The organism is Bacillus sp. N447-1, from assembly GCF_022701035.1.
Classification (GTDB): Bacteria; Bacillota; Bacilli; order Bacillales; family Bacillaceae_G; genus Bacillus_A; species Bacillus_A cereus.
Map to the genome: position 1 here is coordinate 25638 of NZ_CP065510.1, position 26494 is coordinate 52131.

Sequence of the window (26494 nt, forward strand, 5' to 3'; positions counted from 1 at the left end):
CCTATTCCCTTAATAACTTCTCGCTTTTTGTTTGTTGCTTTCCTTATAATCATAAGCTGCTTGAATGCTCTCGCTCTTCGACACTTCTGCAATTCCTACATGCCACCATGCCCCGTAACCATGTGTCATTGTTTTTGGCAATACCTTTACATCAATTAACGTAGAAACTGTTTGTGTTTTTGCATCTACAATCGCTGCTTCTAATTCCTCGAGCGTTGTCACGCGGTACGTTTTCACACCGTATCCAGCTGCGCTCATCGCATAATCAATTTTCATAATGCCGCCGTTTAACAAACCTGTTTCGCTATTGCGGTAACGGAACTCCGTTCCGAAACTACCCGATCCGTGCTCCATTTGCAGGTTATTTATACAACCAAATCCGGAGTTATCAAGCAGTAGAATATTAATTTTTTTCCCTTCCTGTAGGCTTGTCACAAGCTCTGTATGAAGCATGAGATAGCTACCATCACCAACAACTGCATATACCTCTTTCTCCGGATCAGCCAACTTTGCTCCAAGTGCACCCGCTACCTCATAGCCCATGCAGGAATAGCCGTATTCCATGTGATACGTGTTTGGCTTGCGCGATACCCAGATTCGTTGCAAGTCGCCTGGAAGGCTGCCTGCTGCTCCGACAATAATTGCATCTTCATCAATCAGTTTGTTGATTTGACCAATTACTGCTGTTTGAGTCAGCTTTGTGCCAAGCACTTCGCTGTATTCCGGAATCGCTTCGTCAAGTTCTGACGCAATCTCTGGTATAAAACCTTGCTCTATATATTCAATGCTGTACAAACGCTCTCGCTCTACTGCCCACTCATCCTGTGCAACAGCAATTTCTGTTGTATAACCAGATTGATAGCTAACTGCTTGCAGTTCTTTTGTAAGTATTGTTAACGCTTCCTTTACATCTGCCACAACCTTGACCGCATCCAGCTTGCTTGCATGGAAATCAGATACATTAATTGTTAAAAATTCTACATCTTTATGTTGGAATAATTGCTTCGATGAAGTCGTAAAGTCTGTAAATCTTGTCCCAATGCCAATGACAAGGTCTGCCTGCTTAGCGATCGTATTAGCCGCTAGGTTCCCTGTTACCCCAACACCTCCAAGGTTCAAGCAGTGATTACTTTCAATTGCACTTTTCCCTGCCTGTGTTTCCCCAAATGGAATATGGAATGTTTCTGCAAATTTTCTCAACGCTTCAGCCGCTTCAGAGTAGCGTACACCACCTCCACAAATGATGATCGGCTTTTTCTTTCGTTGCAGGAGCGCTACCGCGCCTGCGATGCTGGCCTTTGTTGGCACGCATCGCTCAATGCGATGCACGCGCTTCGCAAAAAAGGATTCTGGAAAATCCCACGCTTCACCTTGCACATCCTGCGGCAGTGCAATTGTTACCGCACCTGTATCTACCGGGTTCGTCAACATACGCATCGCATTAATCATCGCGCTCATTAATTGCTCTGGACGGCTGACACGATCCCAATACTTGCTTACAGCCCGGAACGCATCGTTTGTGGAAATGGACAAATCATGTGTATGCTCTATTTGTTGTAGAACTGGGTCAGGCTGTCTTGTTGCAAACACATCGCCAGGGAGCAATAATAATGGAATTTGGTTCGCAGACGCAGTGGCCGCACTTGTTACCATATTAGCTGCGCCCGGACCTACGGAAGACGTGCATGCAATAATTTGTTTGCGGTGCTTTTGCTTTGCAAATGCCATCGCTGCATGAGCCATACCTTGCTCATTACGTCCCTGATACACCTCCAGTTCTCCTGAGTCTTCTTCCAACGCTTGACCAAGCCCCGTCACGTTCCCATGCCCAAAAATAGTGAAAATCCCCTTAATAAAACGTTCTTGTTTGCCATCAAACTCGACATATTGTTGATTTAAAAACTTCACTAACGCTTGCGCAGTTGTCATTCTCAATGTATTCATAAGACCTCTCCACCTTCCCCTAATACATGCTGGTTACATTCTGTAAATATACGCACAATTTTTTTTATAATACAAGGATGCAACAAGGACAATCGTTGCCTTGTTGCATCCTACATTACCTATCTCTTACCAACGAGAAGTCACCATTTTCTTCCTTGTATAGAACTCTACACCGTCTGTTCCGTTAGCGTGAAGATCACCATAGAAGGAATCCTTCCAGCCGGAGAATGGGAAGAACGCCATTGGTGCTGGTACACCTACGTTTACTCCTAACATCCCTGCTTCGATTGTTTCACGGAACTGACGAACACTTGCGCCAGAGTCTGTATAAATACAAGCTCCGTTCGCAAAACGGGAGTTGTTTGTAATTTCAATCGCTTCATCCAGTGATTGCACACGAATAATGGATAAAACTGGTGCAAAAATTTCTTCCTGCCAGATTTTCATTTCCTGTGTGACTTCATCAAAAATAGTTGGCCCTACGAAGTAGCCTTTTCCTTGTACTGCCTCATCATTTCTTCCGTCACGAATTAAGCGAGCACCTTCTTGAATTCCCAGCTCGATATAGCAAAGTGTACGCTCTTTATGTCCTTCACGAATTACTGGTCCTAAGAATACATTCTCATCCATACCATTTCCGATATGTATCTTGTTTGCTTCTTCTACTAAACGTGCAATTAACGTATCCGCAATTTCTTCCTGTACCGTTACAACAGCAGCCGCCATACAACGTTCACCCGCAGAACCAAATGCAGCGCCGATAATTTGATTTGTTGCCACATCTAGGTTTGCATCGTTTAATACGATGGAGTGGTTCTTCGCACCTGCCAAGGCTTGTACACGTTTACCGTTTTCTGAGCCTTTTTTGTACACATATTCCGCAACCGGCTGGGATCCTACGAAGGAAATTGCTTTTACATGCTTGTGCTCAAGCAAACTGTTCACTACGTCATGCGCACCGTTTACGATATTTAAAACGCCTTTCGGAAGACCCGCTTGTTCAAACAGCTCAGCAAGACGAGCTGCTAAAATCGGTGTACGCTCAGATGGTTTTAATACAAATGTGTTACCGCATGCAATTGCAAGTGGGAACATCCAGCAAGGCACCATCATTGGGAAGTTAAATGGTGTGATTCCACCGATAACCCCAATTGGATAACGATACATCCCAGACTCAATACCTGTTGCAATATCAGGAAGCTGACGACCCATCATTAAATTTGGTGCGCCTGCCGCAAATTCTACGCACTCTATACCGCGCTGTACTTCTCCATATGCCTCTTTGTAACTTTTTCCATTCTCAAGAGTGACAAGCTTTGCAAGCTCTTCCCAGTTTTCTATTAATAGTTGTTGATATTTAAATAGAATTCGAGCACGGCGCGGCACCGCTATCTTTGACCATTTTTTGAATGCTTCATTTGCCACTTGCACTGCATTATCTACATCTTCCTTTTTAGAAAGAGGAACTGTTGCAATCACTTCTCCTGTTGCTGGGTTGTAAACCTGTTCTGCTGCGGATGTAGATGCATCTTTCCATTCACCGCCGATATAATTCTTTATTGCTTTTACTGCTGTTTGCGTCATATTCATTCTCTCCTTTTTCTAGTATTACTTTTATAGAATGTGTAATTCATTGTTAACGAGCGCCTTCTAATACTTCCTCTGCCATTGCCATAAAACTTCTAATCTCTTCAATTGTTGGCATCGCATCCGAGCAGCTATGCTTAGAGATGACGATTGAAGCAGAAGCTCCGCCTAATCTCATTGCCTCACGGATTTCCATACCTTGCATTAACCCATAAATAAATGCAGAAGCATACGAATCACCAGCCCCAAATGTTTTTAGTACCTTTGTTTTGAAAATACCGCCGCGATAAGAGTTTCCATCTCTTGTATATGCAATGGAACCGTCACCACCATGCTTAATAACTACGATTTTTGCATGGTGGGAGAACCAACGCTCCGCTGTTACTCTGTCATTAGATTCTTTATAATTTAATAACTTTTCCATCATATCGAATTCTTCGCGCGTACCGATGATCACATCAGACTTTTCAGCTGCCAGATTGTAATATACAGCTGTTTCTGCTTCTGATTGCCATGTGTAAGGACGATAATCAACATCAAAGAATACAACAACATCATGCTTTTTTGCATACTCAAGCGCCATGAAAACCGCTTCTCTCGATGGGCTTTTCGCAAGAGCCGTTCCAGAGATTAAGAGCGCTTTTGATCGCTTAATATACTCCTCAGGCACCTCGGTTGGTTCCAACTTTAAATCCGCCACATTATCACGGTACATCAGAATATTACAGTCTATCGGGCTTTTAATTTCTGTAAACGCCAAACCTGTCACCGCTCCTGTTTGATCAATGTAAACCTGATCTGTGTTAATATTATTGTTCTGTAGATACCCTGTAATAAAGCGCCCCATTTGATCATCCGACACTTTGCCGATAAAACCTGTCTTTAAACCAAGACGAGACATTCCAATCGTAATATTAGCAGGAGAGCCTCCAACATATTTTGTAAACGTTCTTGTTTCTTCCATTGGGCACTGTATTTCGTTTGCATTCAGGTCAATGCATAAGCGCCCAATAGCTATAAAATCCAGTGAACAATTTTCTTTAAATATAAGTGGATTCATTAGATAATACCTCCCTTGATGAATAAAAAATGAATTGTACACATTTAATCTGGGTTATATACAATTACAAAACAAATTTTCAATTCAAATCATTTTTACAGCAGTATCTACTCTTTTAACTGTAAAAAAATTGGCTAAAAAAGGACTGAGTATACTCAGTCCAAATGTAACGAATCCCTAAACTAGCTCACTTTTATACTTACTTTTATTTTTGGTAAGTATAAAAGTAAGTATTCTAATTAATGTCATATTCGAGGTACCTACAATGTATTATTGTTATAAAGTAAGTAAATTTAATATAGCCATTCAAATTCAGTTACAAGTTGAATCTCCTCAATTTTAACTGGCCGACCTGTCTGAACGGATTTAATACTAGCTAAAGCAACAATAAGAGCATTACGAGCATCTTCACCCGTCACCTCTGGCTTACCTCCTGAGCGTACACATTCAACAAAAGACTTCACTTCAGCAATATACGCGTCATGTAATAGTTCCGTATCTCTTCTGCATGTATCTACGCTAATTCCATCTGCAGTGTAACGCATCATATTTGTTTTTTGAATACCTCCAGCTGTCACCATTCCAGCTGAACCGAATACTTCACCACGAACATCATATCCATACAAAGCTTGAAAATTTGCTTCTGCTATTGCTAAGGCTCCATTATCAAAACGTACGGTTACAATAGCAGTATCAAGTAAGCCTTGGTCTTCAAACTCTGGACGAACCAATGCATCAGCTACTGCATAAACTTCGATAGGTTTTGCACCAGGATTCAAATAAAGCAATGTATCAAAATCATGGATAAGAGTCTCTAAGAAAATTGTCCATTCTGGAATTGATGTTGGGTCACTTAAAGCTGGGTCACGAGTTAATGATCTTAATAACTGTGGAGTTCCGATTCGACCTTCGACAATCTCATTATGAGCAGCTCTAAATCCTGAAGCAAAGCGTCGATTAAAACCAACTTGTAATGGAACATTTGCTTCACGAGCAGCTTCAATAGCTCTATCTGCTTCTTTCAATGTCACTGCCATAGGCTTTTCACAGAAAACAGCCTTTCCTGCTCTAGCAGCCGCAATAACAAGCCCTGCATGTGAACGTGCTGGAGCTGCAATAAGTACTGCGTCAACGGATGAATCTTGGAACATTATTTTTGGATCTGTATATATTTTTGCATCAATATCAAGCTCTTTAGCAAGTTTAACTGCAGCTCCTGGAACTGGATCTGCAATCGCAGTAAGTTTAGCTCCATGAACCTTATGGGCAACCGATGTGCCATGAAAACTCCCCATACGTCCTGCACCAACAAGGCCGATTCTAACTTCTTTCATCATTGTTTCCTCCCCAAATTAATATTTCCCCACAAGAATATATCGCTTCCATTTCATGATAAAAAATATATTTTTACCCTTTTTATTTATCCGTTCCGATAAAGGAAAGTACTTTCCTTTATTGAAAGTCTAACTCCACTAACTATTTATGTCAATAACAAAAGAAATTAAACTTCACAAAAACCCCAATAAACACTATAATATAAATATTTACATTTAATTTACATTTTTTTAACAACTTATTTAAATCAATTGTTTAGAGATCATCCTCAAAAACAAAAAACACAAAAACAAAGAAAGTCCTTTCCCTTTTTCACAAAGTATTAAATAGGGTATCTAAAAATTTCGAAACAAGATAAGTTTTCGCTTTTAAACACATTCAGAACGTTCATAAAAAAGATGCAATATTTCGAATAAATTCACAATATTCCCCCCTTTGGATTTGTTTATCTAAAGGATTGTTAAAAGGGTATGAACATCCTTAAAAAGCAAACTATGTACCCCTTTACATTTAGATACTTCTTGCATAGTCTAATGCAGATTCAGTACGTGTAAAAACATGTTTCTTTCCAATTCTTCCATATAAACCCGTTTGTTGGAATACTTCTTTTGGTTGATGCTGAACGCCTGAAACAAGGAGCATTCCTTGTTTTTCCAGCATTCTCTTTCGAATATGTTCTAACGTAGCTTCTGCTGAAGTATCCATAAATGAAACCTTACCCATACATAAGAGAAGAACTTTTGTTTTTGACTGTAATACGGGTTCTATCGCTGTTTCAAGTTCCTTTACAGAACCGAAAAATAAAGGTCCTTCCACTGTAAAAATACTAATTTGTGGACAATTCTTCCCCTTTACTACAATTTCCGGCTTCACATAGGAATCAACAGGATTTGATAATACTTTTTGAACCCTTAAAGATTTACTCATTTTTCCAACAAATAAAAGAAAAGCTATGAGTAAACCTACCCCTACTCCAGTAGTAAGATCTGCAAAAACAGTTAATAAAAACGTCAACATGAGTACAATTGCATCTCCTGTTTTTGTTTTTAGAATATGAATGAACTCATGTTTCTCACTCATATTCCAAGCAACAACCATTAAAATAGGTGCCATACTAGCCAGTGGAATATGAAAAGCGAGCGGAGACAGAAATAATAGTACAAGTAACACAACAATCCCATGTACAATTCCTGCCAAAGGAGAAGTGGCACCATTTTTAATATTTGTTGCGGTACGAGCGATGGCACCAGTCGCTGGAATCCCTCCAAATAAAGGTGCTACCATGTTCGCGATTCCTTGTCCCACAAGCTCTTTATTACTATTATGTTTACTATTAGCCATATTATCTGCTACCATGGCAGATAATAGAGACTCAATACCACCTAATGCTGCTATAATGCAGGCTGCTGGAAATAACATAATGATTTTATCGATTGTAATAGATGGTATTTTTAATTCTGGTAGCTGGTGCGGAATATTACCATATGTTGTACCAATGGTTTCAATATGATTCGGGAAAAAAATTGTTGCAATCACACTCGAAATAATCAAGCCAAGTAACGCACCTGGAATACGTGGTAGCCATTTCATAGCTGCGATAACAATCCCTAAGCAGAGTAAAGCAGTAAGGATACTATACGGGTTGAATGCAGCAATATTCGCACCAATTTCTTTCATGTTATAAAAAAAATTTTTTTGTTTTTCAAGATGGTGAAGACCTAAAAAATTTGCAATCTGTCCAGAAAAAATAATAACAGCGATTCCAGTTGTAAAGCCAATTGTTACAGGACGAGGAATAAATTTCATGAACTTTCCAAGTTTAAATACCCCCATAATGATTAAAAGAATCCCTGCCATAAAACCAGCAATCAATAAGTTTTCATATCCAAATTGCATCACAATACCAAATAAAATCGGAACAAACGCGCCTGTTGGTCCGGCAATCTGATATTTCGATCCACCAAATAAAGATACGAGAATCCCTGCAATAATGGTCGTATAAATCCCATACTCAGGTCGTACGCCACACGCAATGGCAAATGCCATGGCAAGTGGAATGGCTACAATTCCTACAACTAATCCAGCTAGCACATCCTTTTGTAAATTTGCTAACTGATATCCTGCATATCTAGCAGAAAGCTTCATATGTACGCCTCCAATTCATTGATTAATTTAAAAAATATTTGTACTTAAATTTGGATATCCATCTACAACAAGTTCTAACTTCCCTGTTTTTGGATGAATGACCAGCCCATGTACTGGTACATGGGCTGGTAGTAAAGGATGTTGTCGTATCATTTCCACACTATGTTGGACACTCTCTTGTACGTTTTGAAAACCTTTTAACCAAGCGGATAAATCAATCCCTGCTTGTTGTATTGTACGAATGGTGGTTGAATTGATGCCCCTTTGTTTAATCTTTTCTAAAAGGGGATCTGCTTGCAATCCTGCCATACCACAATCTTCATGACCAATCACACAAATTTCTTCTACCTGTAATTCATAAATTCCAAGTATAATACTGCGTATGACACTTCCAAAAGGATGTGAAATGACAGCACCTGCGGTTTTAATCATTTTGGCATCCCCATTTTGTAAACCCAATGCTTGTGGTAATAAAGTTAATAACCTTGTATCCATACAGGTCAAAATCAATAATTTTTTGTTTGGGAATTTTGTAGTAGAAAAAGATTTATATTCTTGTTTTTGCACAAATGTTTCATTATGCTTCAATACATCCTCTAATAATGTCATTTTGTAACGCCTCCCTCGTATTCATTACGGTTTCTTCTTTCAACGGTATCCAATTTTGAACTCCTAAGCACACCTTACCATTTACCGATATATGGTAAAAAAATTGTCCCTAATCATGTAAGAGCAGGGACGATATACCATAGCATTTGTTGCAGAGTCAAAAGATATATTACTTAACTTTTACAGTATAGGTTAAGGTTTGTGCAGGTTTCTGACCTTTTTCCCATGTTTGGGAACAAGCAAATTTCAGCGTGTACGTACCAGCTTTGGTTGCTTTAAAAGTCCATGTTTTTTTAGTTGGCACACCTACAGCATCACTTTGCTCTGGCTCTTTGACATTTTCTGTAACGAGTTGAATACTATCTGTATTTGTTGTGTAGCTCCATGAGTACCCAGTCGACAAATTTTCCTCCAACGTAATATCAAACGTTTTACCTGCTTTCACTTCCAATTCTTTCAGATGATCACTCTCCTGTTTAGGCTTGTTTGAATGAATTACTTTATTGCTGTCCGCTGGTTTTACAAAGGCATCACTAGCGGATGCACTCCCCATTAAGCTAAAACTACCGACCGCCAAACAACCAGCCAGGCATCCGGCTATAATCATAGGTTTTTTAATTTTCATTGCAATTTCCTCCATAAATTTTTTATTAAAAGGGCAAAAAACGAAAATATTAATTTTTATAACTGAACTGTAATTTCTTCCAAAAACGTTTTGTTGTGTTCTTACTGTTTTGTACCCTTCTGCTATGTATACAAATGACAAAACAAAATTGTTGCAGTTCTTTAAAAAAATTCTACAAATTATTTTTCTCTATAAATCAGAGATAGGAGTTCACAAATTATCAAAAGGGTGTGATCAGTATTATAAAAATTATTTATTTTTATAAATAGATATTAAAATGAACTTATAACAACAAGAAATCTACATATGCGTGACTTTAAAATACAGTTTGATAATTTATAAAAAAATCTTTTTATAGAGTATTCCTTTTTTCAATCATTGGGTCGGATTGTGGAAAAACAACTTGAAGATGATGAAAATATTTTGTTTAAATGTGAAATATTACACTTAAACTAATGTTGCAGGTTAATTGAAGAAGAATGGATTTTTTTCTCACTGTTTCAGATAAAAGAGTTACTATTCGAAGCACATTGGAACTCCTTTAAGTGATAATATTTTATGAATTGGAAAGCAATGGTGCCTAGGAAAAGAAGGATTGGGCATGTCTGCGAAAAAGTGGTTAAATAGATTGGTCGTTTTGCTTACGATGATTGTGGTTATGACAACTCCAGACTCACTTCAGTGCATTTGCCGAGTCAGGTATTGAGTCAATTAAAGTGATTGAGGTCGAGTTAAATGATGATGATCACTATTCAGACTGGCAGAACGACAATGTTGATATTGAAAAACCAAGATAAGAAAGAGCACACCTTCACAGTGGCAAGGCTCCAAATTGACGCCGAAGTCCAGCCAGGAAAGGAAAAAACATTACCGTTAAACCTAAAAAAACCGTTATATATGAACGACTATGTTACTACCATTTCCAGGAGGGACTAGATGGAAATATAATAGGCAAATAACAAGTAGGACCTATCGGGAGTAAAATATTTAAAAATCAAATTTTCCAATTTCTTACATAATGATTTTGAAGTGGATATGTCAAAAATTATGTATTATGACATATCCGCTTAGAGTTGCAAATCCATGAAAGGTTAGTATCATCCCTTTACAAAGTACTCCTAATTCATCTGAATCTAGTTATATGAATAATTTCTATGCTTTCTTATTTTGAGGGAATCAAGAGGTATTGCAGCTACAAAAAGAGCAATCCCACTCATGGATTGTCAGATTTTTAACGTCTTTGTTCCTGAATCCACAACTGAAACATAGTTGACTAGAAGCATACCACAGTTACCTACAATCGCAATACTACCGTTCGTTTGCTTAGTTGTGTAGGATTGAATTTTATTATCTTTAGATTTGAATCGTGAAACATCATGCTGTTTCTTGAAAAAACATGAAAAATTATCTGTGGTTTTTTTTAATATTGATTGAAGAACAGTACTATCTACTTTCTTAACCAAATTGTATTTAACGTCCTTTAATACCAGGAGAGTTTCTCACGTAACAAGGCAAAACTTACTTATCCTTCTTATTAAGGAAGGTGGATTCTCGAATTACTAACTTTGGGGATAACACGATTCGCTGTTTAGTTTCCTTCGACCTTTCAATCTCTTCAACTAATAGTTCAACCACCTTCTTACCCATTTCCTGAATAGGTTGTGCCATTGTCGTTAACGGTGGCTCACACACAGTAGAAAGAATCGTATCATCAAACCCAACGACCGAGAGATCCTTAGGAATATTTATCCCCAGTTCCCGCGCACCTTTTATTGCCCCAATTGCCAGAAACTCCGTTGATGCAAAAATAGCTGTTGGAGGTTCGCGTAACTCTAGAAGTTTTCGCGTCGCGTGTTTTCCTGCGTCAAACGTAGTATTATTTAGAAGCACCAAACTCTCATTATATTCTACCCCCGCTTCTTCAAGCGCCTGTCTATACCCCCGAACCCTTGCTCTAACTACCGACAAATCAATACTCTCAGTAATCATTGCAATTTTCCGATGCCCTAAACTCATTAAGTATTGTGTGGCCTCATATCCTCCCAAAAAATCATCTACCAACACCGTATCAACAGCAAGTGAAGGTATATCTCGTGAAAGTAAAGCAATGGGAATCTCAGCATTAATTAACTCTCTTATCGCCTTATGATCCTTTAATCCCGTAGCAATGATAATACCATCTACATATTTTTGCTTTAGTATAGAGATATACTCAATCTCATTTTCTAAATCATTATCGGTACTACAAACAATCAGACTAAAACCGAATTTTTTCGCATGATCCTCGATACTTCTTGCTACTTCCGCCATAAAAGGATTCGCAATACTTGGTATCAGGAGTCCGATAGTTTGGATACGTTTTTTTACGGATGCTACAACACTAGGCTGATAATTCAGTTCTCTCATGGTTTTCCTAACCTTTTGTCTAGTTTTCTCCGCAATACTTCCTGTATTATTCAGTACCTTAGAAACTGTTGAAATCGATACACCGGCTTTCTCTGCCACATCATATATTGTTATTGTTGATTTCATTTCTTTCCTCTCTTTTCTCTTAGTAGCCCATATATTTATTCTCTCCTATATTTAATTATAGGCTAAATAGCATAATATTGTTAAGGAAAATAACCCCTAATCTGGTTACTATGAAATTCACAACAGCATGAGGGCAAATCAGTTCAAATTAAAACACCGAATAGAACTAAGCACTACATTTTCCTGAATATTCTTTTAAAACGATTCTTTACTTTGTTTTCATTTAAAGCTAATACAATTTTCTCATTAGTTTTTGAAAGATTTTTAAGGAGAGTATCATCTTTTCATATACACCTTAATATCACGTGTACATCGACTTAGTAATTTTTTGAACCTCTATATTTAAATGATCCCACGCTTTTATCTTTTCTAATGAATTTTTGTAATAATTCGTAAGGACCTGAAGGTAGTCTTCTCCTTTAACTGCTGTAAAAGGGTTTGGCCCTTCTGCCACCATCTCCATAATGATTGGTCCCATATAATTGATTTCATGTAATACCTCTATCTGACCTTTTATATTTGAATGACCATTTCCAACTGCTTGGCGGTTAGAATCAGCTACATGATAAATACCTAATTTACTTCCTACGTTTCTTAATGCTTTAACAGGATCTACTTCTTCTATATTCATATGATATGCATCTAACAAAACAAGCAGCTTCGGGCTATTTACAACATCGATTAGTTTTAAAGCTTCTTTACCTGTGACAATCTGATGATTTTCATAGCGATTTAGCACTTCGAATACTACTTCAATATTTAAAATTTCTGCTTTCTCCATCACTGTTTTAGAACTCTCTACAAGAAGCTGCCAGTCCTTCGCAAGATCTCCACATCCAGCTGTTTTACCTACATCCCCATGTAAACAAATTCTACTTGCACCTAAATCACTCGCCCAACTTAATAAATCTAAGAAATATTGTATTGCTTTTAGTCTTATATCTTCATCAACACTAGAAATATCCACATTATTAGGTGTAACAGATAAGACCTTCAACTCATACTTAGATAATATATTTGCTAGTTCTCTCGGATCATGTGTTAAATCTCCTTGAACTTCGACACCATCTACACCAATTTCTTTCGCTATTTTACATTTTTCTTCAACAGAAATGTCTCCAAAAGACCATAAACATAAACCATAATCTCTACTCATTTTACTTCCTCCTGATTAATTATTCGTCATTTCATTAAATCAACATATATATGAATGAGTTTCTTTATACACTGGGCTCTTAAAACACTTTCAAAATAACTTTTTGTGGTTCATGTATTTTGTACTACTCCACAATCGCCAAATTTACAGAAAAACTTTACTCTCTAAAATATTATCATCCTGCAAATGATTTTTTTGATATTATTTCTGCCTCAATTTCCTCTAATGACTTCCCTTTTGTTTCTGGAACATATTTAAAAACAAAGAGAAATGCTACTATACCAATTACCGCATAAACGAGGAATAATGAACTAGCTCCTAAACTCTCTAATAAAATTGGGAAGGACAGTGATACCGCAACATTCGCTAACCACAAACATGTACTTGCAAATCCAATAGCAGTTCCTCTTATTTTTAATGGGAATATTTCGGCAAGAACAATCCATGTAACCATTCCCCAGCTTGCAGAATACGCTACCATAAATAAGCATAAACAACCTAATAATAACCAACTTGGCAACTGGAAAAATAATGTACCAACTCCCAATATTCCTAGCGCTAAAGACATTCCTATATTTCCAATAAGCATCAACTTCCTGCGACCTAATTTATCTACCAGCAAGGTTCCGATTATTGTAAATAGCACATTAATTATTCCTATTCCAATAGTCCCAGCAATTGCACTAGACGCTCCAATACCAGAATCCGTCAAAATAGTCGGTGTATAATAAATAATTGTATTTGTTCCTATTATTTGTTGAAAGACCGCTACTCCTACTCCAATCAAAAGAATTGGACGCATTAATGGAGAAAATAGTTCAGATAACGGTACCTTTTCTTCCGATTTTAATGCTCTTATGTTTCTTATTTCTATATCTGCCTCATCAATATCTCTCGTTAAGAGCAGTACTCTACAAGCTTCATCTTCTCTATTGTTTTGTAATAGCCAGCGAGGGCTTTCCGGCATAAAAAACATACCAATCATTAGAAGAAGAGATGGAACGATAGCTAGTATTAACATCCAATCCCAACGGCCAGATGCAGAGAAGGCATAATTGATAATATAAGCCATTAGAATTCCTAAGGCATTCATTAATGTATTTAGAGAAGCAATTCTTCCACGAATTGCAGCGGGAGCCATTTCAGATAAATATAATGGAACAATTGCAGATGCTCCACCTACAGCAACACCTAATACAATTCTAAATAATACTAAAATCTCTACATTTGGTGAAAACCCTGTTCCAATTGCCCCAATGGAAAAGATTACTCCTAACCAAATAATCAATTTTTTTCTTCCCATACGATCTGCCAAATTCCCACCAAATGCCGCTCCTATCAATGCCCCCATCAGCACTCCACTTACCACTAATCCTTCCATCAAAGGTGTTAGCCCTAAATCTTTCTTTATGAAAAGTAAAGCACCCGAAATTACTCCCGTATCATATCCAAAAAGAAATCCACCCAAAGCTCCAAAAAAGTAGATTATATTAATATAGACTTTGTTTGATTTCATAGCGGAACCCCCTGCTAATTATGTATTTTTTCCTTTTCCATCACATTTTATAGCGCTTTCATTTTCCCTTTCAGTTACACTTGCACCACCTGAAAAATCCCAAAAAAAGGAAAGTGTTTTCTTTAAGGGAGTCAAACTTAATAATTAATTCAAATCCTTTATTATCAATCTTTTAAGCCATTAATTTAATATTAAATCATAGTTTACCCTTATTTATGTCTATTTAATATCAACCTTACAAAAGAAAGAACTTTCTTGAGTATGAGTTTATATTTAAAAGGAATAGCTGTCAACAATTTTCTAAAAATTCTCTCAATAAAATCAAATCCTTTACAAGACTATATTTTACTGATCAGGTAATTGCCTGGAACCTTTTACAATTCCATTGAATTATTTTGTTTGTATGTTTTTATTCAACGTTTAAAGAGGAAAGCGCTTTCCTCTTTGGTTTTTATTTGTTTTAGATAGGGTCCCACCACATCGCCATCAACTAAAACAAATTTTGCCCCCTCAAAACGATAAAGTGAGCTTCTGTGTTACAAGAAGGGCCTTTTATCGTTTTGAGGGGGCTCTGTTTTCTTAACTTAATGGACATATGGTATTAACAGCATTTTTTTGATTTTGCATGCTAAATGGTTCTGGTGCAAAGATAACTCATAAACAAAGTGGGACATGTATTTTTTACTAACTTACAGCTTATGATCCGATATCAAACAATTTATCAATGAATTTTTTTGATTTTGGGCAGACTTAAATCCTTGATAACCTTGCTGCTTTCTCAGCATATGCATCGGTTTTATGGCATTCAATACACAAGTGGTTGTACGTAATAATTTGAATTCTAGCATAGAATGAACATGCTTTTTAATAAATTAATGACCCTGTTCCACGATGTTGTTGCGATATTTATCTTTCCTTAGTTCGATGCCTATAGGTATCTTTTTTTCGTTCTTTAATTCTTTGATTGCGATAAAAGAAGTTTGGTTCTTATTAACGGCTATCACACAGAGAGATGAAATATAAAAAGCCTGCAAAATTTTCTTGAAGAATCGCTTTGCAGGCTTATGATTTCTTGTTTTGCTTAAATAAAAATCAATCCTATTTCCTTTTGAATGAATGGTACGACATAAGGTAAAGTTAATCACTTTTGTCTTTCATATACGTCTTATTGATTTGCCAATAATCATTAATTAGCTTAATATAACGCCGTATTTGACCATCTAATTAGTTAATAAAATCTTATATAAATATATATCTTATATATATTTAAAATACAGATAAAACTTATATAGGTCTTGTAAATATGATTTTATTCCTAATATAACAAGGGATTTAAGTATGACATAGCGTAAAAATCATAAACGGTATAATTTAACAACACAACATAAGTCATTAGTAAGGTATAAAATCTACAAATAATCATAAATAAAATCATATATTTCTACATAAAAATGAGACAAATTGATACATCGTTAAACATATTTATACAATGGCTTAATTGCATATTAAGCCATTGTATTTCCAATTTTATTTTATTTACTCACAAACTATTCACATTATGTGCTAAATAATTAACATAATCCAAATTTATCACATAACTCACATTATTATTGATGATATTTGATAGATAAGTTAATAGAATGTATTAATATCAATGAAAATAGTACTATTTTATTCACATTCTTCTATATTTATCTACTTATCCACGAAATTTATTGTTTTTCTTATGATTTTTGTAGATATTTGTATACATTTCAGATGAAAATAACGTATTTATTTTAATATATATGTGGGAAATTAATTAAATGCAGTACAGTTTTGTATAGGAATGTATAAAAAAAGACTCTATTATGAATAGAATCGAGTAAATATGTCTATTAAGTGAAAGTAGTAGAGGGCTTTTATAGAATGAAATCAACACTAATAGCCCTCTATTTATAATTTTTTCAAAAATAGAGAGCAGATATCGTTAATTTTTTTCCATTACCTCAAGCACTTGTTCGGCTGTTGTTATATGAATACCAGCGCGTATTAATTGTTCAAAGACATGCATAAATGTAATCAAATTGAACTCTTCTGGTACTTCAATAACGCGAAGTTTTTCTTTAGGTAGTTTATCTATCTTTTCAATAAACAATTCGCGAGCAGCACTTGGAATAAAGCGGTCTTTATGTCCTCTTGTTTTTAGAAGTTCACGCATTTCTATTTCTAAAGCCATATAAGCATTTAGATCTGCACCTTGTTCATAGGCGTACTTTCTAAACAATGTTTCTTCTTGATACTTTAGATAGTTGCGGTGATATGATTCCTCTGTAACAGGTACAGCAAATTTGGATTTTAGTAACTCATATGTTTTACGGAACAGCTTTTTGATGTTTCGAAGAGAATATATAGAGAAATGTAATCCGAAATCAAATATAGCTTGCTCTTTTTGTTCTTTTGGAACATGTTGTCCAATAAGCGGGTAAATACCTTCTTTTGCTGCCGTATCAAGAATTTGATATTGTGATGTTTGATTTAATAGTTTTTTCAACGTATACACTAACTTACTTGGATATTCTTCATTACGATCTATCATGTCACGTAAACTGCGAATGACACTTCGAATTTGTCGATGACAAGTATACTTAAGTACATGAATAAACTTATTCATGTCTTGCGCAAATTCACCGATATTCAATTCTTGTAGCACAGATTCAATAAAACGAGCTTTTCGTGCATACTTAACCTTTGGGGTGAATGGATCGCGATACTGTACTTCTCCAGCTTCTTTTGTACATAAGAAATTTGTATGTAAGGATAGATATAACGTCGTATATCTTTTTTTATTTTTAACCCCTTTTTGTAATTTGCAAATTTTGAATAGAGGAGTCCCTGTACATGGTAATGCAGTTGTTAATTCTGTCATAACCGCACGGATTTGATGTGGGTATTTCTTATGTAAAAAGCGGTACATCCCACCAAAATGCGTTTTATTTCCTCTTTCATCTTGTTTGTCTAAGGAACGTTTAAGAGTCGTTTCGCGGTGCTGTTGCATAGCAATGTCCAAGAATAGCTTTTTGGCCGCAATTGAAAGCTCAAAGAAAGCTTTAGTAAACACGACTGGGCTAATATACACATAAGGATTTGCCTTTTCATTCCCTTCATTCATAAATTGAGTTAGCTTAATTGTATAGCGGCCATCTAATTCATTTTCAATTGTAATAATGTTATGTAAACTTAATTTCTTTAATGCAATATAAAATTGAGAATGCTGTATATAAGCAAATTCTTCTTTATATTGCTTATAGTCTTCCCACAGCATATGTACTGTGACATTTGGAATAATTCCATTTGTGTAACATTTCTTGTGTAGATATAAGAAGACTTCTAAATCTGCATTTGTAATGCCATATAATTTATGTTTTTGTCCCATTGTTTCTGAAATAGCAGATATTGTACGACGTGAAAAAGATGGTTTTGCCTGAGCCACAAAGCCGTCTACATCAGCAATACGTTCTTCATATGTCATATGATCGAGAATATCTTCAAGGTATGTATCTTTATAGCTGTAGTATTTCTCTTCAAAAGCTTTCACAAGTTTCTGCCAAGATTTCAAAGTTACTAGAACTGCATTTGTATCTTGTCCATTTAGACTACGTTGATTACGAATAATAAATGATTGTCCCATCTTTTTCACCTCCTACAAATAAATCCAGAAATATATGCCAAAACACTATAAAATATACCAATTATAATTATAGCAAATTGAAATTTGATGAAATATGCTCCTTTAAGAGAAAAAATGAAAAGATGAAATGTGTGTTCATCCCTTGAATATCAAGAGATTTGAAGATTTATCGGTTTTTTTATGGACATCATATAGCTACAGATTTTCATCTTTCTAGAAAATTGATAAATCATTAGAAATAACATCACAAACATTGGTATATCAATGTTTGTGATGTTATTTATATAAAAAGGGACATCATATAGCTGTGAATTTTCATACTTCAACTGTGAAATCGTTCGTGAAACAGCTTGTAAATGTTGATATGAAAGTATTGGAGCTTGAAATTTCTAATTTTAAAAGGAACATCATATAGCTAAAGTATTTTCATATTTGTAAAAAAGGGGACATCATACCGCTATAGATTTTCATGTTATATAAATAGTTGAAAATACAAACAAAGGGTAGTTAATGTATGATATCAAAGGATTAATAGAGAATTTATATCATTCAAAAGGGACATCATACCGCTATGAATTTTCATGTGTTTAATTATGGAATTATTACTGGAATAGCATTTAATCGTTGATATTAAAGGATTAAATCTTAAAAATTTTAATTCCAAAAGGAACATCATACCGCTACAGATTTTCATGTTTATGAAAAATAATACTATAGAAGAAGGATGTATGAAAAGTTAGGATACTGAGCAGGCATTTGAATTAAGTCGTATTTAGATTTTACAAATGGAACTGGTCTTGTATAATCATTAAAAGGGATGACCATAGGTATGAATACTAGGAGCTTGTAAGGGTGTAACGTAGAAAAATTTAAATAGAATATTCTAATTATCTTTCTTGTTATTCAGAAAGGGACATCATATAGCTAAGTATTTTCACGTTTAGAAAACCTTTATTAAATTTATGTAAGGAGCAAAATATATATGGAAGACGTTCTACAATTGTTTAGAGATGCATTATCAATAACAGAAACACTTTATAAACAGAACGAGCAATTGTGGCATAAATGGAATTCTTACTATGTAGATGTTGAAGCAGATAATAGTAAAATTGTAACTTCAGAATACCTTTCTCCATCATTTTCAATGCTTGTACAGTGGGTGAAGCAACAGCAAGAAAAAGGCATTTCAGCTTTAGATATATATAAAAATATTGATACTTACCAAATAACAATTCATGAGACAATTAATGTCTTTATAGCCCAAGAGTTTCGTAATGATGAAAAAAAGAATACTATAACAAATACACCAGTGATTGAATCTGATGCGAATATAGTGTATAAAAAATATTTAGAAGTAAATAATTCCGCTGTTTATTATAAGTTAAGAGATGGGATAGCAAAGAATCAATTTGAGGAAGATGAAAATACAAAATTAAAATCATATCCCATTGAAACGAAAGATAGTAATGGTGTAGCACAGCTTTCATCCCATAAAGATGAAGATCTAAGGTTAACGAATATTGGAGAAGCCGCAAGATGGAATACATTAGTAGATGGTGTAATGAGTAATATGGATGATTTAACAGCAGACGTATTAGACACCATCACAATTCAATGGCTAAATGAAGCAAACTCACCTGATGAATTTATAGATTTTTCATATGAACAAGTTTTAGAAATGTGCAGTATTTCAAAAGCAAATGCAAATGGTGTTGAATATTATAGAGTGGAAGATAAGATTAAGGTAGCTAAACGTATAGCAGCTTTAGCAAGTATTTTTATATACTTAAATGATGAGAATGAAGTAGTTGTACTAAATGATCGCGCTGAAACGGGGAAACATTATGAGGTAAAGCGTGAAGTGATTAAAAGGTTATTTGTATTAGATTCTGTAGTACTTTGGAGGGATAAAAATACAAATGAATACATGGGTATAGAATCGTGCCGAATTAAACCGGGAAGTTTTTTATCCAGTTACCTATATGGATCTAATAGCACTACTGCATTATTATCAAAAAAGGCCCTTGAATATAATAGCTATAGACACAAATTTCATAAAAGATTAATTCGTTATTTGACATGGCAGTGGAGAATTCGCCAAATGTTTTCTAACTTAAAAAGGCCTTATTCTATAGGGGGAGATAAAGGGTTATTAGCAGTAATGGGCATAAACCAAAAGCAAAAGCCTAACCGTATTCGTGATCAATTAGAAAATGTTTTGATTGATTTAGAAAAAGAAGGGGTAATATCCCATTGGGCATATGATAAAGGTTTAGATGAGGAACAATTGACGAAGAAGAATTGGTTTAAAAATTATTATTCACAGTTAGGAATTGTAATACTGCCACCTAAAGAATTAATTCATTCAATGGAAAAACTAGCAAAGAAGAAGACTATGGATGTAATATATGAGGAAAATCAGCCAGTAATAATTGAAGAAAAGCCCTTAGATATGAATGAGAATGAGCAACTAATTAGGAATAGAATAGAATTTATGCATCTGAAACAGAAGATAACTATGCGAGATCTCTCAGCAGAGATAGGTATATCACAGCCCACTCTTTCGAGATTCTATAATAAAAAAACAAAACGTCTTTCTGGAACTGCGAGAGACAAATTAACCCAATGGTATAAAAGACAAATAATTATCGATAAAATGTAAATTTAAGCTAAATTAATCTTAAAAAGAGTCCCAGAGTAGGACTCTTTTTAATGTAGTTATTGAATTTATTTCTTTAATATAAATCACGGAAATACAGAAATATCTGTTAATATTTTGAATTTTTTTCTGTTCAGGAGTTAATTCATTTTCTACATAACAATTTATCATTCTTAGCTAAGAAAGCTCCTTCCTCAATTTGTTTGTAGGTCAATAGCACCAACACATAGATGGGAGATGCATTGGCTTGTTACATAGTAAATTTATTTCCTTTTGAAGTTCTTCTCTTAATGTGTAAATCATATTATTAAAATGATATTGCGTACTCATTTCCCCACTCCCTTCTATAATCTGGAGGGGATTTCAGTTTCACTAAATGAAAATAAGCCCAAGGGATATTTCCTCCACTTGTTAATACAGAACATGGTGGAACATAAAAGTGCCCATCTTTCTTTTCAACTTTTGGAAATGCTTCAGCATACGCTTTCTCTTGATCTGGTTTCTCTGCTATGGTAAGTACTGACATTTTTCAACTTCCTCTCACTATTAAAATTTCGTATACAAAAAGGAGCAGCATGAACTGTGCTATCCCTGAAAACATTGTGTATTTGTGTACATTTACACATCAAACCTCTAAAGTAACGTAGCGCTATATCGCTCTTGTAAACACCTTATTTCATTTACTCGAATCCATTTTTTAGAATACAGTCATAACCTCCATGTTAAAAGAATAAGGATTAGGTGTGAGATAAATATCACTAAAGGATATTTTGCATTCCACTTTATATTTAAAGTTTTCCTAAAAATAAAATTCAAAAGCCAAGAACTAAAGATTGTAACAAAAACCTGAAAACCAATAACGATTCATTCCAATACATGATGATCTTTGTATGGACTAGCACTAGCCATACAAAGATCAAATAAAATCGGGTATGAAGGTATATAAACTAGCACATACGATAAAAAGTAAAGGATAAGTCTCATAAGTAACTTCCTATTCATAATAATGCTGCTCTCATCTATGTTTAATAAAAAAGGACAACATAGCGCTATGTTGTCCTTTTCATCTCTCACACCCCATTTGGCGCATATATGCTATTCTTCTAAATCGATACTTTTCTTTATATTCCTAGAACTTTTCGTCCAGTTTTGATAAATCACAGCAAATGCTTTTGGGGAATTTTTTTTTGGAAAGGCTTCCCTTGTACTGTTACATCTTTATATGCTTTTTCCACCTTATTAGTAACGTGATCAATATTTTGTTTTAAAAACAAATATTGATTTCACATTAAGTTTCCATATTTAGGATCTTGCTCAATTAACTCTGCAATTATAGTGTAAAGATCAACTTTTTCGGTTTCCATTTATAAAATTATAATTTTATAAATTTATATTTTTATACTTTTGTCTTTCCAACCCTCGTTGCTACAAATAAGACTATTTTCCTTGCTCCCGCTGTTTAGTAACATGATCACATTCATCATTCCACTCCCATTTTTTCTCTTCAGAAGGCGCTTTAGGGTGCTCAGGTTTAAATGCAAAAATGCTGCCCTCATACCGCAAATGTATTAATCTCTCCACAAACGCTTCCCTGCTTGATCATTACCTACACACAATGAAAGGCTGTCCGGGACATCTCCAATTCTTTCTTGCCTCTTCATGTAATAGTTAAATATAACTTGCGATTTCAGCCCTCCCATACTAACCAAATGAGTATCTTTCAGATCATGTTTATGTAACGATGCATAACTCAATAGGTCTATCGATGATTCAAAAAACTTTAAATGTCGAGGTTCACCGTTTAATACATTAAGGCCATAATTAACAGTGGGATTTTTCTCCACGCTTCACGTTTGTACTTATCTGTTTTAGCAATCCCTTGCTCAGATCCGCCCATCACTGCTTCTGTTTCACGGTCTTTCCGTAGAAACAATACATTATTGTACTTATCTTGCTTAATCATTCCTTTATTATGCGATGCATTTACTACTTGAGGATCAATTTTTCTATCATTCACCAGGTACTCTTTTGCCCTGTCAAAATGAGACACTTCTTTTGAGCAAACTGTTCATAGTTAGGGTGTTTTGGTCCATCTTCTCGAAAAGGGGGAATAAGAAAAAAGCAAGTGACAGTGGTACTTTCATAGACAGCAATATAAAAATACATGAAATTTTGCTCTTTATGTTTCTTCTGATTTTATAAATATTAAAGTAAATAAAAGGGGAAATTACCCTTGAGGTGATTATTAGAATGAAAAAAATTGGCTTTGTACTCATTTGTTCAGTTTTTTTGTTAGCGTTATCAAACCCATTTACTTTTGTGAAAGCGGAAACAGATATTTTAGAGACTTTTGTTAATGCTTTAATGAAAAAAGATGAAAGGTTTATGAAGTCTTGTTTAACTGAACTAGCCGAGCTCCCAGATATTAGTTTTCAAACAGAATTGAGTAAAGTTAAAAGAGTAAGAACTCCACAGAAGGATACTGAAGTACTCATAGCTTTTTCAAAAGATAACTATAAAAATAATAAGATCTCTTTTATTTGGGAAGTGACAACTAAAGGTACAAAGATATCCAATGTAAAGAAAATTTATGATGGGATGAACCCTTTAATTGAAGAGGCGAAAATTGTAAAAGAATATGAAATGAAGTTTAAAAATAATGTTTTAGTCCCAACTCAATTTCCTTTTAAAGTTAATGAATTTAATGGGTTTATTCACAATAAATATTTGGAATTATTATACTATAATGATACAGAGCAGGTAATTCTCAAAATCACAATTGCACCAATTGATATTAAGTTAGAAGAATATAAGCAAAAACATGACAAATTTTATGTTTTAAAGGATGGAACAAAGGTATTATATAGGGAATTCGACTTAGCGTATGAACTTAGATTTCAAAAGCAAGGAATAAATTATACAGTTTCAATTGGTAATAAGAAATCTTTAAAGAAAAATATACTGCTAATGATTTGATTAAAATTGTTGAAAGTATGAATTAACTAAAATAAGCATTTTGCTTATTTTAGCTGGAACATGCTTGTTTTCTAATTTATACTTCATCTTTATTATTAATATAAGAAAGTCTAAAAACAAAAATAATGGTAGAGCTAAAGATAATCCAACTGTAAACAGAGATAACAGACAAATCCATTTTTCTTTAATGTTATACTTTCGTGATTTATTGGACATAAATACCAAGAAAATAACACATGAGATTAAAAAAATTAACTGCAAAAAGGCCGATATCGTGTTAGTAAATAATAATTCTATTAATAAACCTAAATCAAGTCCATTATCCTTGAGGAACTGAATAAAAAATAGTACGGAAAAACAGTACTATTTAGCTCGAAAATTAAATATAATTTTTCTGCTGGATAATTCCCCCTTTTTTAACAAAGTTACTATTAGATTACCATAACTAATTCTAAGATCGTTTAAAATATATATATTATTGAAAATTCCTTTACTAAACAATCTGTCCCTTTAGTGAAGTAACTTTATTGCTACTCAACAGTTCCTTAATCCGCCTTTCAGTTCAGAGCTTCTTTTCACTATAAAAACGTCCCTTTAGATAAACAGATCCAAAGGGACAAAACATCGCGTCTTTTTTATAAACACTGTGACTTTATTTAAAAGCGACATTAAAAATATTCTTCATAAGTTCGCCGCAAACAAAAAGAACCATAGGAGCTCAGCCGAGATATGTGTAAAACTAGTTTATAGTAATACATCCTTTACCAGAAGGCGTTTTTATCTTCTTCAAAAATGTTAATTTTATAATGATTTAAATCAGCTTTACTGAATTCAATTAGGAAGAAACAAATTGCCCCCATCTTCTCTGCTGTCTTCAGGTAATCCAATGGATGCTGAACAATGTTCTTTAGATCAAAATGTGTAGGATTCTCTGTAGATTTTGCTTCAAACACTATAGCTCGTCCCCTATACACGCTCACCTTTACTTTTTAACACTTCTACAGGAGTAAGACGCTTGTTTATAAGCGCCACTCCCCCTCTCTGATACATTTCATTCACTAGATTGATAAGCATTTCAAATGCCATCCCACGATTACCTAGTCCCATTGTTATTCCTCACTTTCTATTAAAAGAATTATTTTATTCAAATCTTATCTAGAGCAACTATTCCTCTCCAATTAACCCATGCTACAAATCTTATTTCTTCACCATCCATTTCAAAGAACCTTACAAATATAGATGTAGAATCAATAGCTTCAACCGTACACTTATATTTCATTAGTCTGTTATCCTCATCAGACTGCATAATTTTATATTTACTTCCTTTTTCGAATTGGTTTAAAACCATGTCTTTTACTTTCATTTCTCTCTAACTCCCTGAATAAAGCTCAACATTCCGTCAATACTATAGATACCGCTTTTCTTGAGGTGCTTTTTCCATTGAATTCTCCTTAAATACTGAGCAGTTAGCTTTTGCTAGCTGCTCTTATTTCTTCATCTATATCATGTCTTAAAAATTCGATATGAACAAACCGTTCACTAATATCTACATATAGGTAAACCCAAACTAACGCTATTTCATCTGTTACCTTTGTAACTTTCCCTAATCCCTGTAGTTCTGGATAACCATTACCAAATGATTTTTATAAAACCTCAATTCAATTACCACATTTCCCTATAAAATTAAGTTTTTATATCAATCCTTAGCGGTTCTAAATAAGCAAACAAGATAATGAATGACCACCAACTATTTGTTAAATAAAAGATAAATCCTGCTAATGTTAAAATTCCTAAATTAAGAAACATTACTACTACGTATTGGCTTATCCTTCATTCTTCCTTTCTCTAAAATAACGATTTTTTCACATCTTTTTCACTTATATTTCACAAATACAAGTTAGAATAAAAAAAAGAGCCCTATATTAAAAGTAATTTCCCTTAGCTACTGCCCTATCTTATAGGGCTTCTTTTTTTATTTAAGTAACGATTTTGTATTAATATTCCGTTGTTGCTATAAGGGAAGGTACTTTAACACCACGTTTAATCACCCATTCAAATGGCACTTCTGTAAACTCAATTCCTGCTATTCTTTTTTGTTATTCTACTTCTGTTCCTTAGGCGATAAATCCTCAAAAGGAACAAACATCTTTTGTTGCAAACTAACCTCCCCCTCAAAATCTTCATTTATTTCATCTTCTTCATAACCAACTTCATTTTTATAAAACTATTTTGCTTGTTCTCCCGTTTCAGCACAAATCCAATCAATATTCTTCATTTTAAAAACTTTCGGTATATCTATTTCCCTCTATCCCTCTGAATAAAACTCAATATTCCGCAAATACTAATTACAACCTACCTTTCCCCAGGTAGTGCCTTCCAACAAGTTTTAATGGAGCAGTTAGCTTTTGCTAGCTGCTCTTTTATTTTATTAGCTCGTCACTATCTAATAAGGCAAACATATATTATGGATATAGGACACGTTCACTCGTATGCCCTCTTTCAATGTGAGGGCATTTTTTATTAAATTTTGCTTTAACTAATTTTTATATCTTATAAATTTGTAAGACTATTGTCACCTTTTTAAACAGTAAAAAAATTAATCAATCTATAGAATATAAAGTGTTAATTTTCAAACTAGACCGACACATTCAAAAGGTGAATCCTAATGAAAAAACTTTTA

Annotated in this window: 16 protein-coding genes and 4 pseudogenes; 3 read left to right on the plus strand and 17 right to left on the minus strand. The window is 34.5% G+C overall.

What is annotated here, in order from left to right:
• Positions 1–9: 9 nt before the first annotated feature.
• The 7 genes from iolD to IQ781_RS27445 all read right to left on the minus strand — a co-directional run bounded on the left by iolD (position 10) and on the right by IQ781_RS27445 (position 9305).
• On the minus strand, positions 10–1944 hold the full coding sequence (gene iolD / locus IQ781_RS27415; protein ID WP_242808403.1) for a 3D-(3,5/4)-trihydroxycyclohexane-1,2-dione acylhydrolase (decyclizing): 1935 nt from the start codon (positions 1942–1944) through the stop codon (positions 10–12).
• Between the two features lie 126 nt (positions 1945–2070).
• Positions 2071–3528, minus strand: coding sequence for a CoA-acylating methylmalonate-semialdehyde dehydrogenase (locus IQ781_RS27420; protein ID WP_242808404.1), 1458 nt, complete (start codon positions 3526–3528; stop codon positions 2071–2073).
• A 52-nt stretch (positions 3529–3580) separates the two neighbouring features.
• Entirely contained in the window at positions 3581–4591 is a 1011-nt protein-coding gene (iolC, locus tag IQ781_RS27425; RefSeq protein WP_242808405.1) for a 5-dehydro-2-deoxygluconokinase, read from the minus strand.
• Positions 4592–4884: 293 nt separating this feature from the next.
• Positions 4885–5925, minus strand: coding sequence for a Gfo/Idh/MocA family oxidoreductase (locus IQ781_RS27430; RefSeq protein ID WP_481748672.1), 1041 nt, complete (start codon positions 5923–5925; stop codon positions 4885–4887).
• Between the two features lie 511 nt (positions 5926–6436).
• A complete protein-coding gene (locus IQ781_RS27435) occupies positions 6437–8071 on the minus strand; it encodes a SulP family inorganic anion transporter (protein WP_242808407.1) in 1635 nt (544 codons plus the stop codon).
• A 27-nt stretch (positions 8072–8098) separates the two neighbouring features.
• Positions 8099–8680: a beta-class carbonic anhydrase gene (locus IQ781_RS27440; protein WP_242808408.1), complete on the minus strand. Its 582-nt coding sequence runs from the start codon at positions 8678–8680 to the stop codon at positions 8099–8101.
• A 169-nt stretch (positions 8681–8849) separates the two neighbouring features.
• Positions 8850–9305, minus strand: coding sequence for a protease inhibitor I42 family protein (locus IQ781_RS27445; RefSeq protein WP_242808409.1), 456 nt, complete (start codon positions 9303–9305; stop codon positions 8850–8852).
• 601 nt (positions 9306–9906) lie between these two features.
• Between IQ781_RS27445 and IQ781_RS27450 the strand changes: the two are divergent.
• Positions 9907–10264: pseudogene (locus IQ781_RS27450) on the plus strand (cupredoxin domain-containing protein).
• Between the two features lie 559 nt (positions 10265–10823).
• Here IQ781_RS27450 and IQ781_RS27455 read toward each other — a convergent pair.
• The 5 genes from IQ781_RS27455 to IQ781_RS27470 all read right to left on the minus strand — a co-directional run bounded on the left by IQ781_RS27455 (position 10824) and on the right by IQ781_RS27470 (position 18179).
• Entirely contained in the window at positions 10824–11837 is a 1014-nt protein-coding gene (locus IQ781_RS27455) for a LacI family DNA-binding transcriptional regulator (protein ID WP_242808410.1), read from the minus strand.
• 301 nt (positions 11838–12138) lie between these two features.
• Complete coding sequence (locus tag IQ781_RS27460) at positions 12139–12993, minus strand: sugar phosphate isomerase/epimerase family protein (protein ID WP_242808411.1); 855 nt, start codon at positions 12991–12993, stop codon at positions 12139–12141.
• 175 nt (positions 12994–13168) lie between these two features.
• Positions 13169–14509, minus strand: coding sequence for a sugar porter family MFS transporter (locus IQ781_RS27465; protein ID WP_242808412.1), 1341 nt, complete (start codon positions 14507–14509; stop codon positions 13169–13171).
• 872 nt (positions 14510–15381) lie between these two features.
• Positions 15382–15654 (minus strand): DDE-type integrase/transposase/recombinase, encoded by a 273-nt coding sequence (locus IQ781_RS28525; protein WP_481748673.1) that lies wholly within the window; start codon positions 15652–15654, stop codon positions 15382–15384.
• 824 nt (positions 15655–16478) lie between these two features.
• On the minus strand, positions 16479–18179 hold the full coding sequence (locus tag IQ781_RS27470; protein WP_242808413.1) for a hypothetical protein: 1701 nt from the start codon (positions 18177–18179) through the stop codon (positions 16479–16481).
• A 982-nt stretch (positions 18180–19161) separates the two neighbouring features.
• Here IQ781_RS27470 and IQ781_RS27475 point away from each other — a divergent pair.
• Positions 19162–20841: a helix-turn-helix domain-containing protein gene (locus IQ781_RS27475; RefSeq protein ID WP_242808414.1), complete on the plus strand. Its 1680-nt coding sequence runs from the start codon at positions 19162–19164 to the stop codon at positions 20839–20841.
• Positions 20842–21172: 331 nt separating this feature from the next.
• On the opposite strand, the pseudogene IQ781_RS27480 reads toward IQ781_RS27475, so the two are convergent.
• Both IQ781_RS27480 and IQ781_RS27485 read right to left on the minus strand, forming a co-directional pair.
• Positions 21173–21364, minus strand: a pseudogene (locus IQ781_RS27480) (toprim domain-containing protein); the annotation flags it as partial.
• A gap of 911 nt (positions 21365–22275) precedes the next feature.
• Positions 22276–22894: pseudogene (locus tag IQ781_RS27485) on the minus strand (DUF3991 domain-containing protein); the annotation flags it as partial.
• A gap of 194 nt (positions 22895–23088) precedes the next feature.
• On the opposite strand from IQ781_RS27485, the gene IQ781_RS27490 reads away from it, so the two are divergent.
• Positions 23089–23814, plus strand: a complete 726-nt coding sequence (locus IQ781_RS27490; protein ID WP_242808417.1) for a hypothetical protein — start codon at positions 23089–23091, stop codon at positions 23812–23814.
• On the opposite strand, the gene IQ781_RS27495 is transcribed toward IQ781_RS27490, so the two are convergent.
• From IQ781_RS27495 to IQ781_RS27505, 3 genes and pseudogenes are all read right to left on the minus strand, one after another.
• Positions 23815–24153: a DUF2834 domain-containing protein gene (locus IQ781_RS27495; RefSeq protein WP_348773937.1), complete on the minus strand. Its 339-nt coding sequence runs from the start codon at positions 24151–24153 to the stop codon at positions 23815–23817.
• Positions 24154–24635: 482 nt separating this feature from the next.
• Positions 24636–24921, minus strand: a pseudogene (locus IQ781_RS27500) (Holliday junction resolvase RecU); the annotation flags it as partial.
• Positions 24922–24958: 37 nt separating this feature from the next.
• Positions 24959–25177 carry a hypothetical protein gene (locus IQ781_RS27505; RefSeq protein ID WP_242808418.1) on the minus strand — a complete coding sequence of 73 codons (219 nt, stop codon included), beginning with the start codon at positions 25175–25177 and terminating at the stop codon, positions 24959–24961.
• Between the last annotated feature and the right edge of the window lie 1317 nt (positions 25178–26494).

Excerpts from the sequence above, each read along its gene's own strand:
- iolD (WP_242808403.1), bottom strand. The coding sequence starts at position 1,944 with ATGAATACATTGAGAATGACAACTGCGCAAGCGTTAGTGAAGTTTTTA.
- IQ781_RS27420 (WP_242808404.1), bottom strand. The coding sequence starts at position 3,528 with ATGACGCAAACAGCAGTAAAAGCAATAAAGAATTATATCGGCGGTGAA.
- iolC (WP_242808405.1), bottom strand. The coding sequence starts at position 4,591 with ATGAATCCACTTATATTTAAAGAAAATTGTTCACTGGATTTTATAGCT.
- IQ781_RS27430 (WP_481748672.1), bottom strand. The coding sequence starts at position 5,925 with ATGAAAGAAGTTAGAATCGGCCTTGTTGGTGCAGGACGTATGGGGAGT.
- IQ781_RS27435 (WP_242808407.1), bottom strand. The coding sequence starts at position 8,071 with ATGAAGCTTTCTGCTAGATATGCAGGATATCAGTTAGCAAATTTACAA.
- IQ781_RS27440 (WP_242808408.1), bottom strand. The coding sequence starts at position 8,680 with ATGACATTATTAGAGGATGTATTGAAGCATAATGAAACATTTGTGCAA.
- IQ781_RS27445 (WP_242808409.1), bottom strand. The coding sequence starts at position 9,305 with ATGAAAATTAAAAAACCTATGATTATAGCCGGATGCCTGGCTGGTTGT.
- IQ781_RS27455 (WP_242808410.1), bottom strand. The coding sequence starts at position 11,837 with ATGAAATCAACAATAACAATATATGATGTGGCAGAGAAAGCCGGTGTA.
- IQ781_RS27460 (WP_242808411.1), bottom strand. The coding sequence starts at position 12,993 with ATGAGTAGAGATTATGGTTTATGTTTATGGTCTTTTGGAGACATTTCT.
- IQ781_RS27465 (WP_242808412.1), bottom strand. The coding sequence starts at position 14,509 with ATGAAATCAAACAAAGTCTATATTAATATAATCTACTTTTTTGGAGCT.
- IQ781_RS27470 (WP_242808413.1), bottom strand. The coding sequence starts at position 18,179 with ATGGGACAATCATTTATTATTCGTAATCAACGTAGTCTAAATGGACAA.
- IQ781_RS27475 (WP_242808414.1), top strand. The coding sequence starts at position 19,162 with ATGGAAGACGTTCTACAATTGTTTAGAGATGCATTATCAATAACAGAA.
- IQ781_RS27490 (WP_242808417.1), top strand. The coding sequence starts at position 23,089 with ATGAAAAAAATTGGCTTTGTACTCATTTGTTCAGTTTTTTTGTTAGCG.
- IQ781_RS27505 (WP_242808418.1), bottom strand. The coding sequence starts at position 25,177 with ATGAAAGTAAAAGACATGGTTTTAAACCAATTCGAAAAAGGAAGTAAA.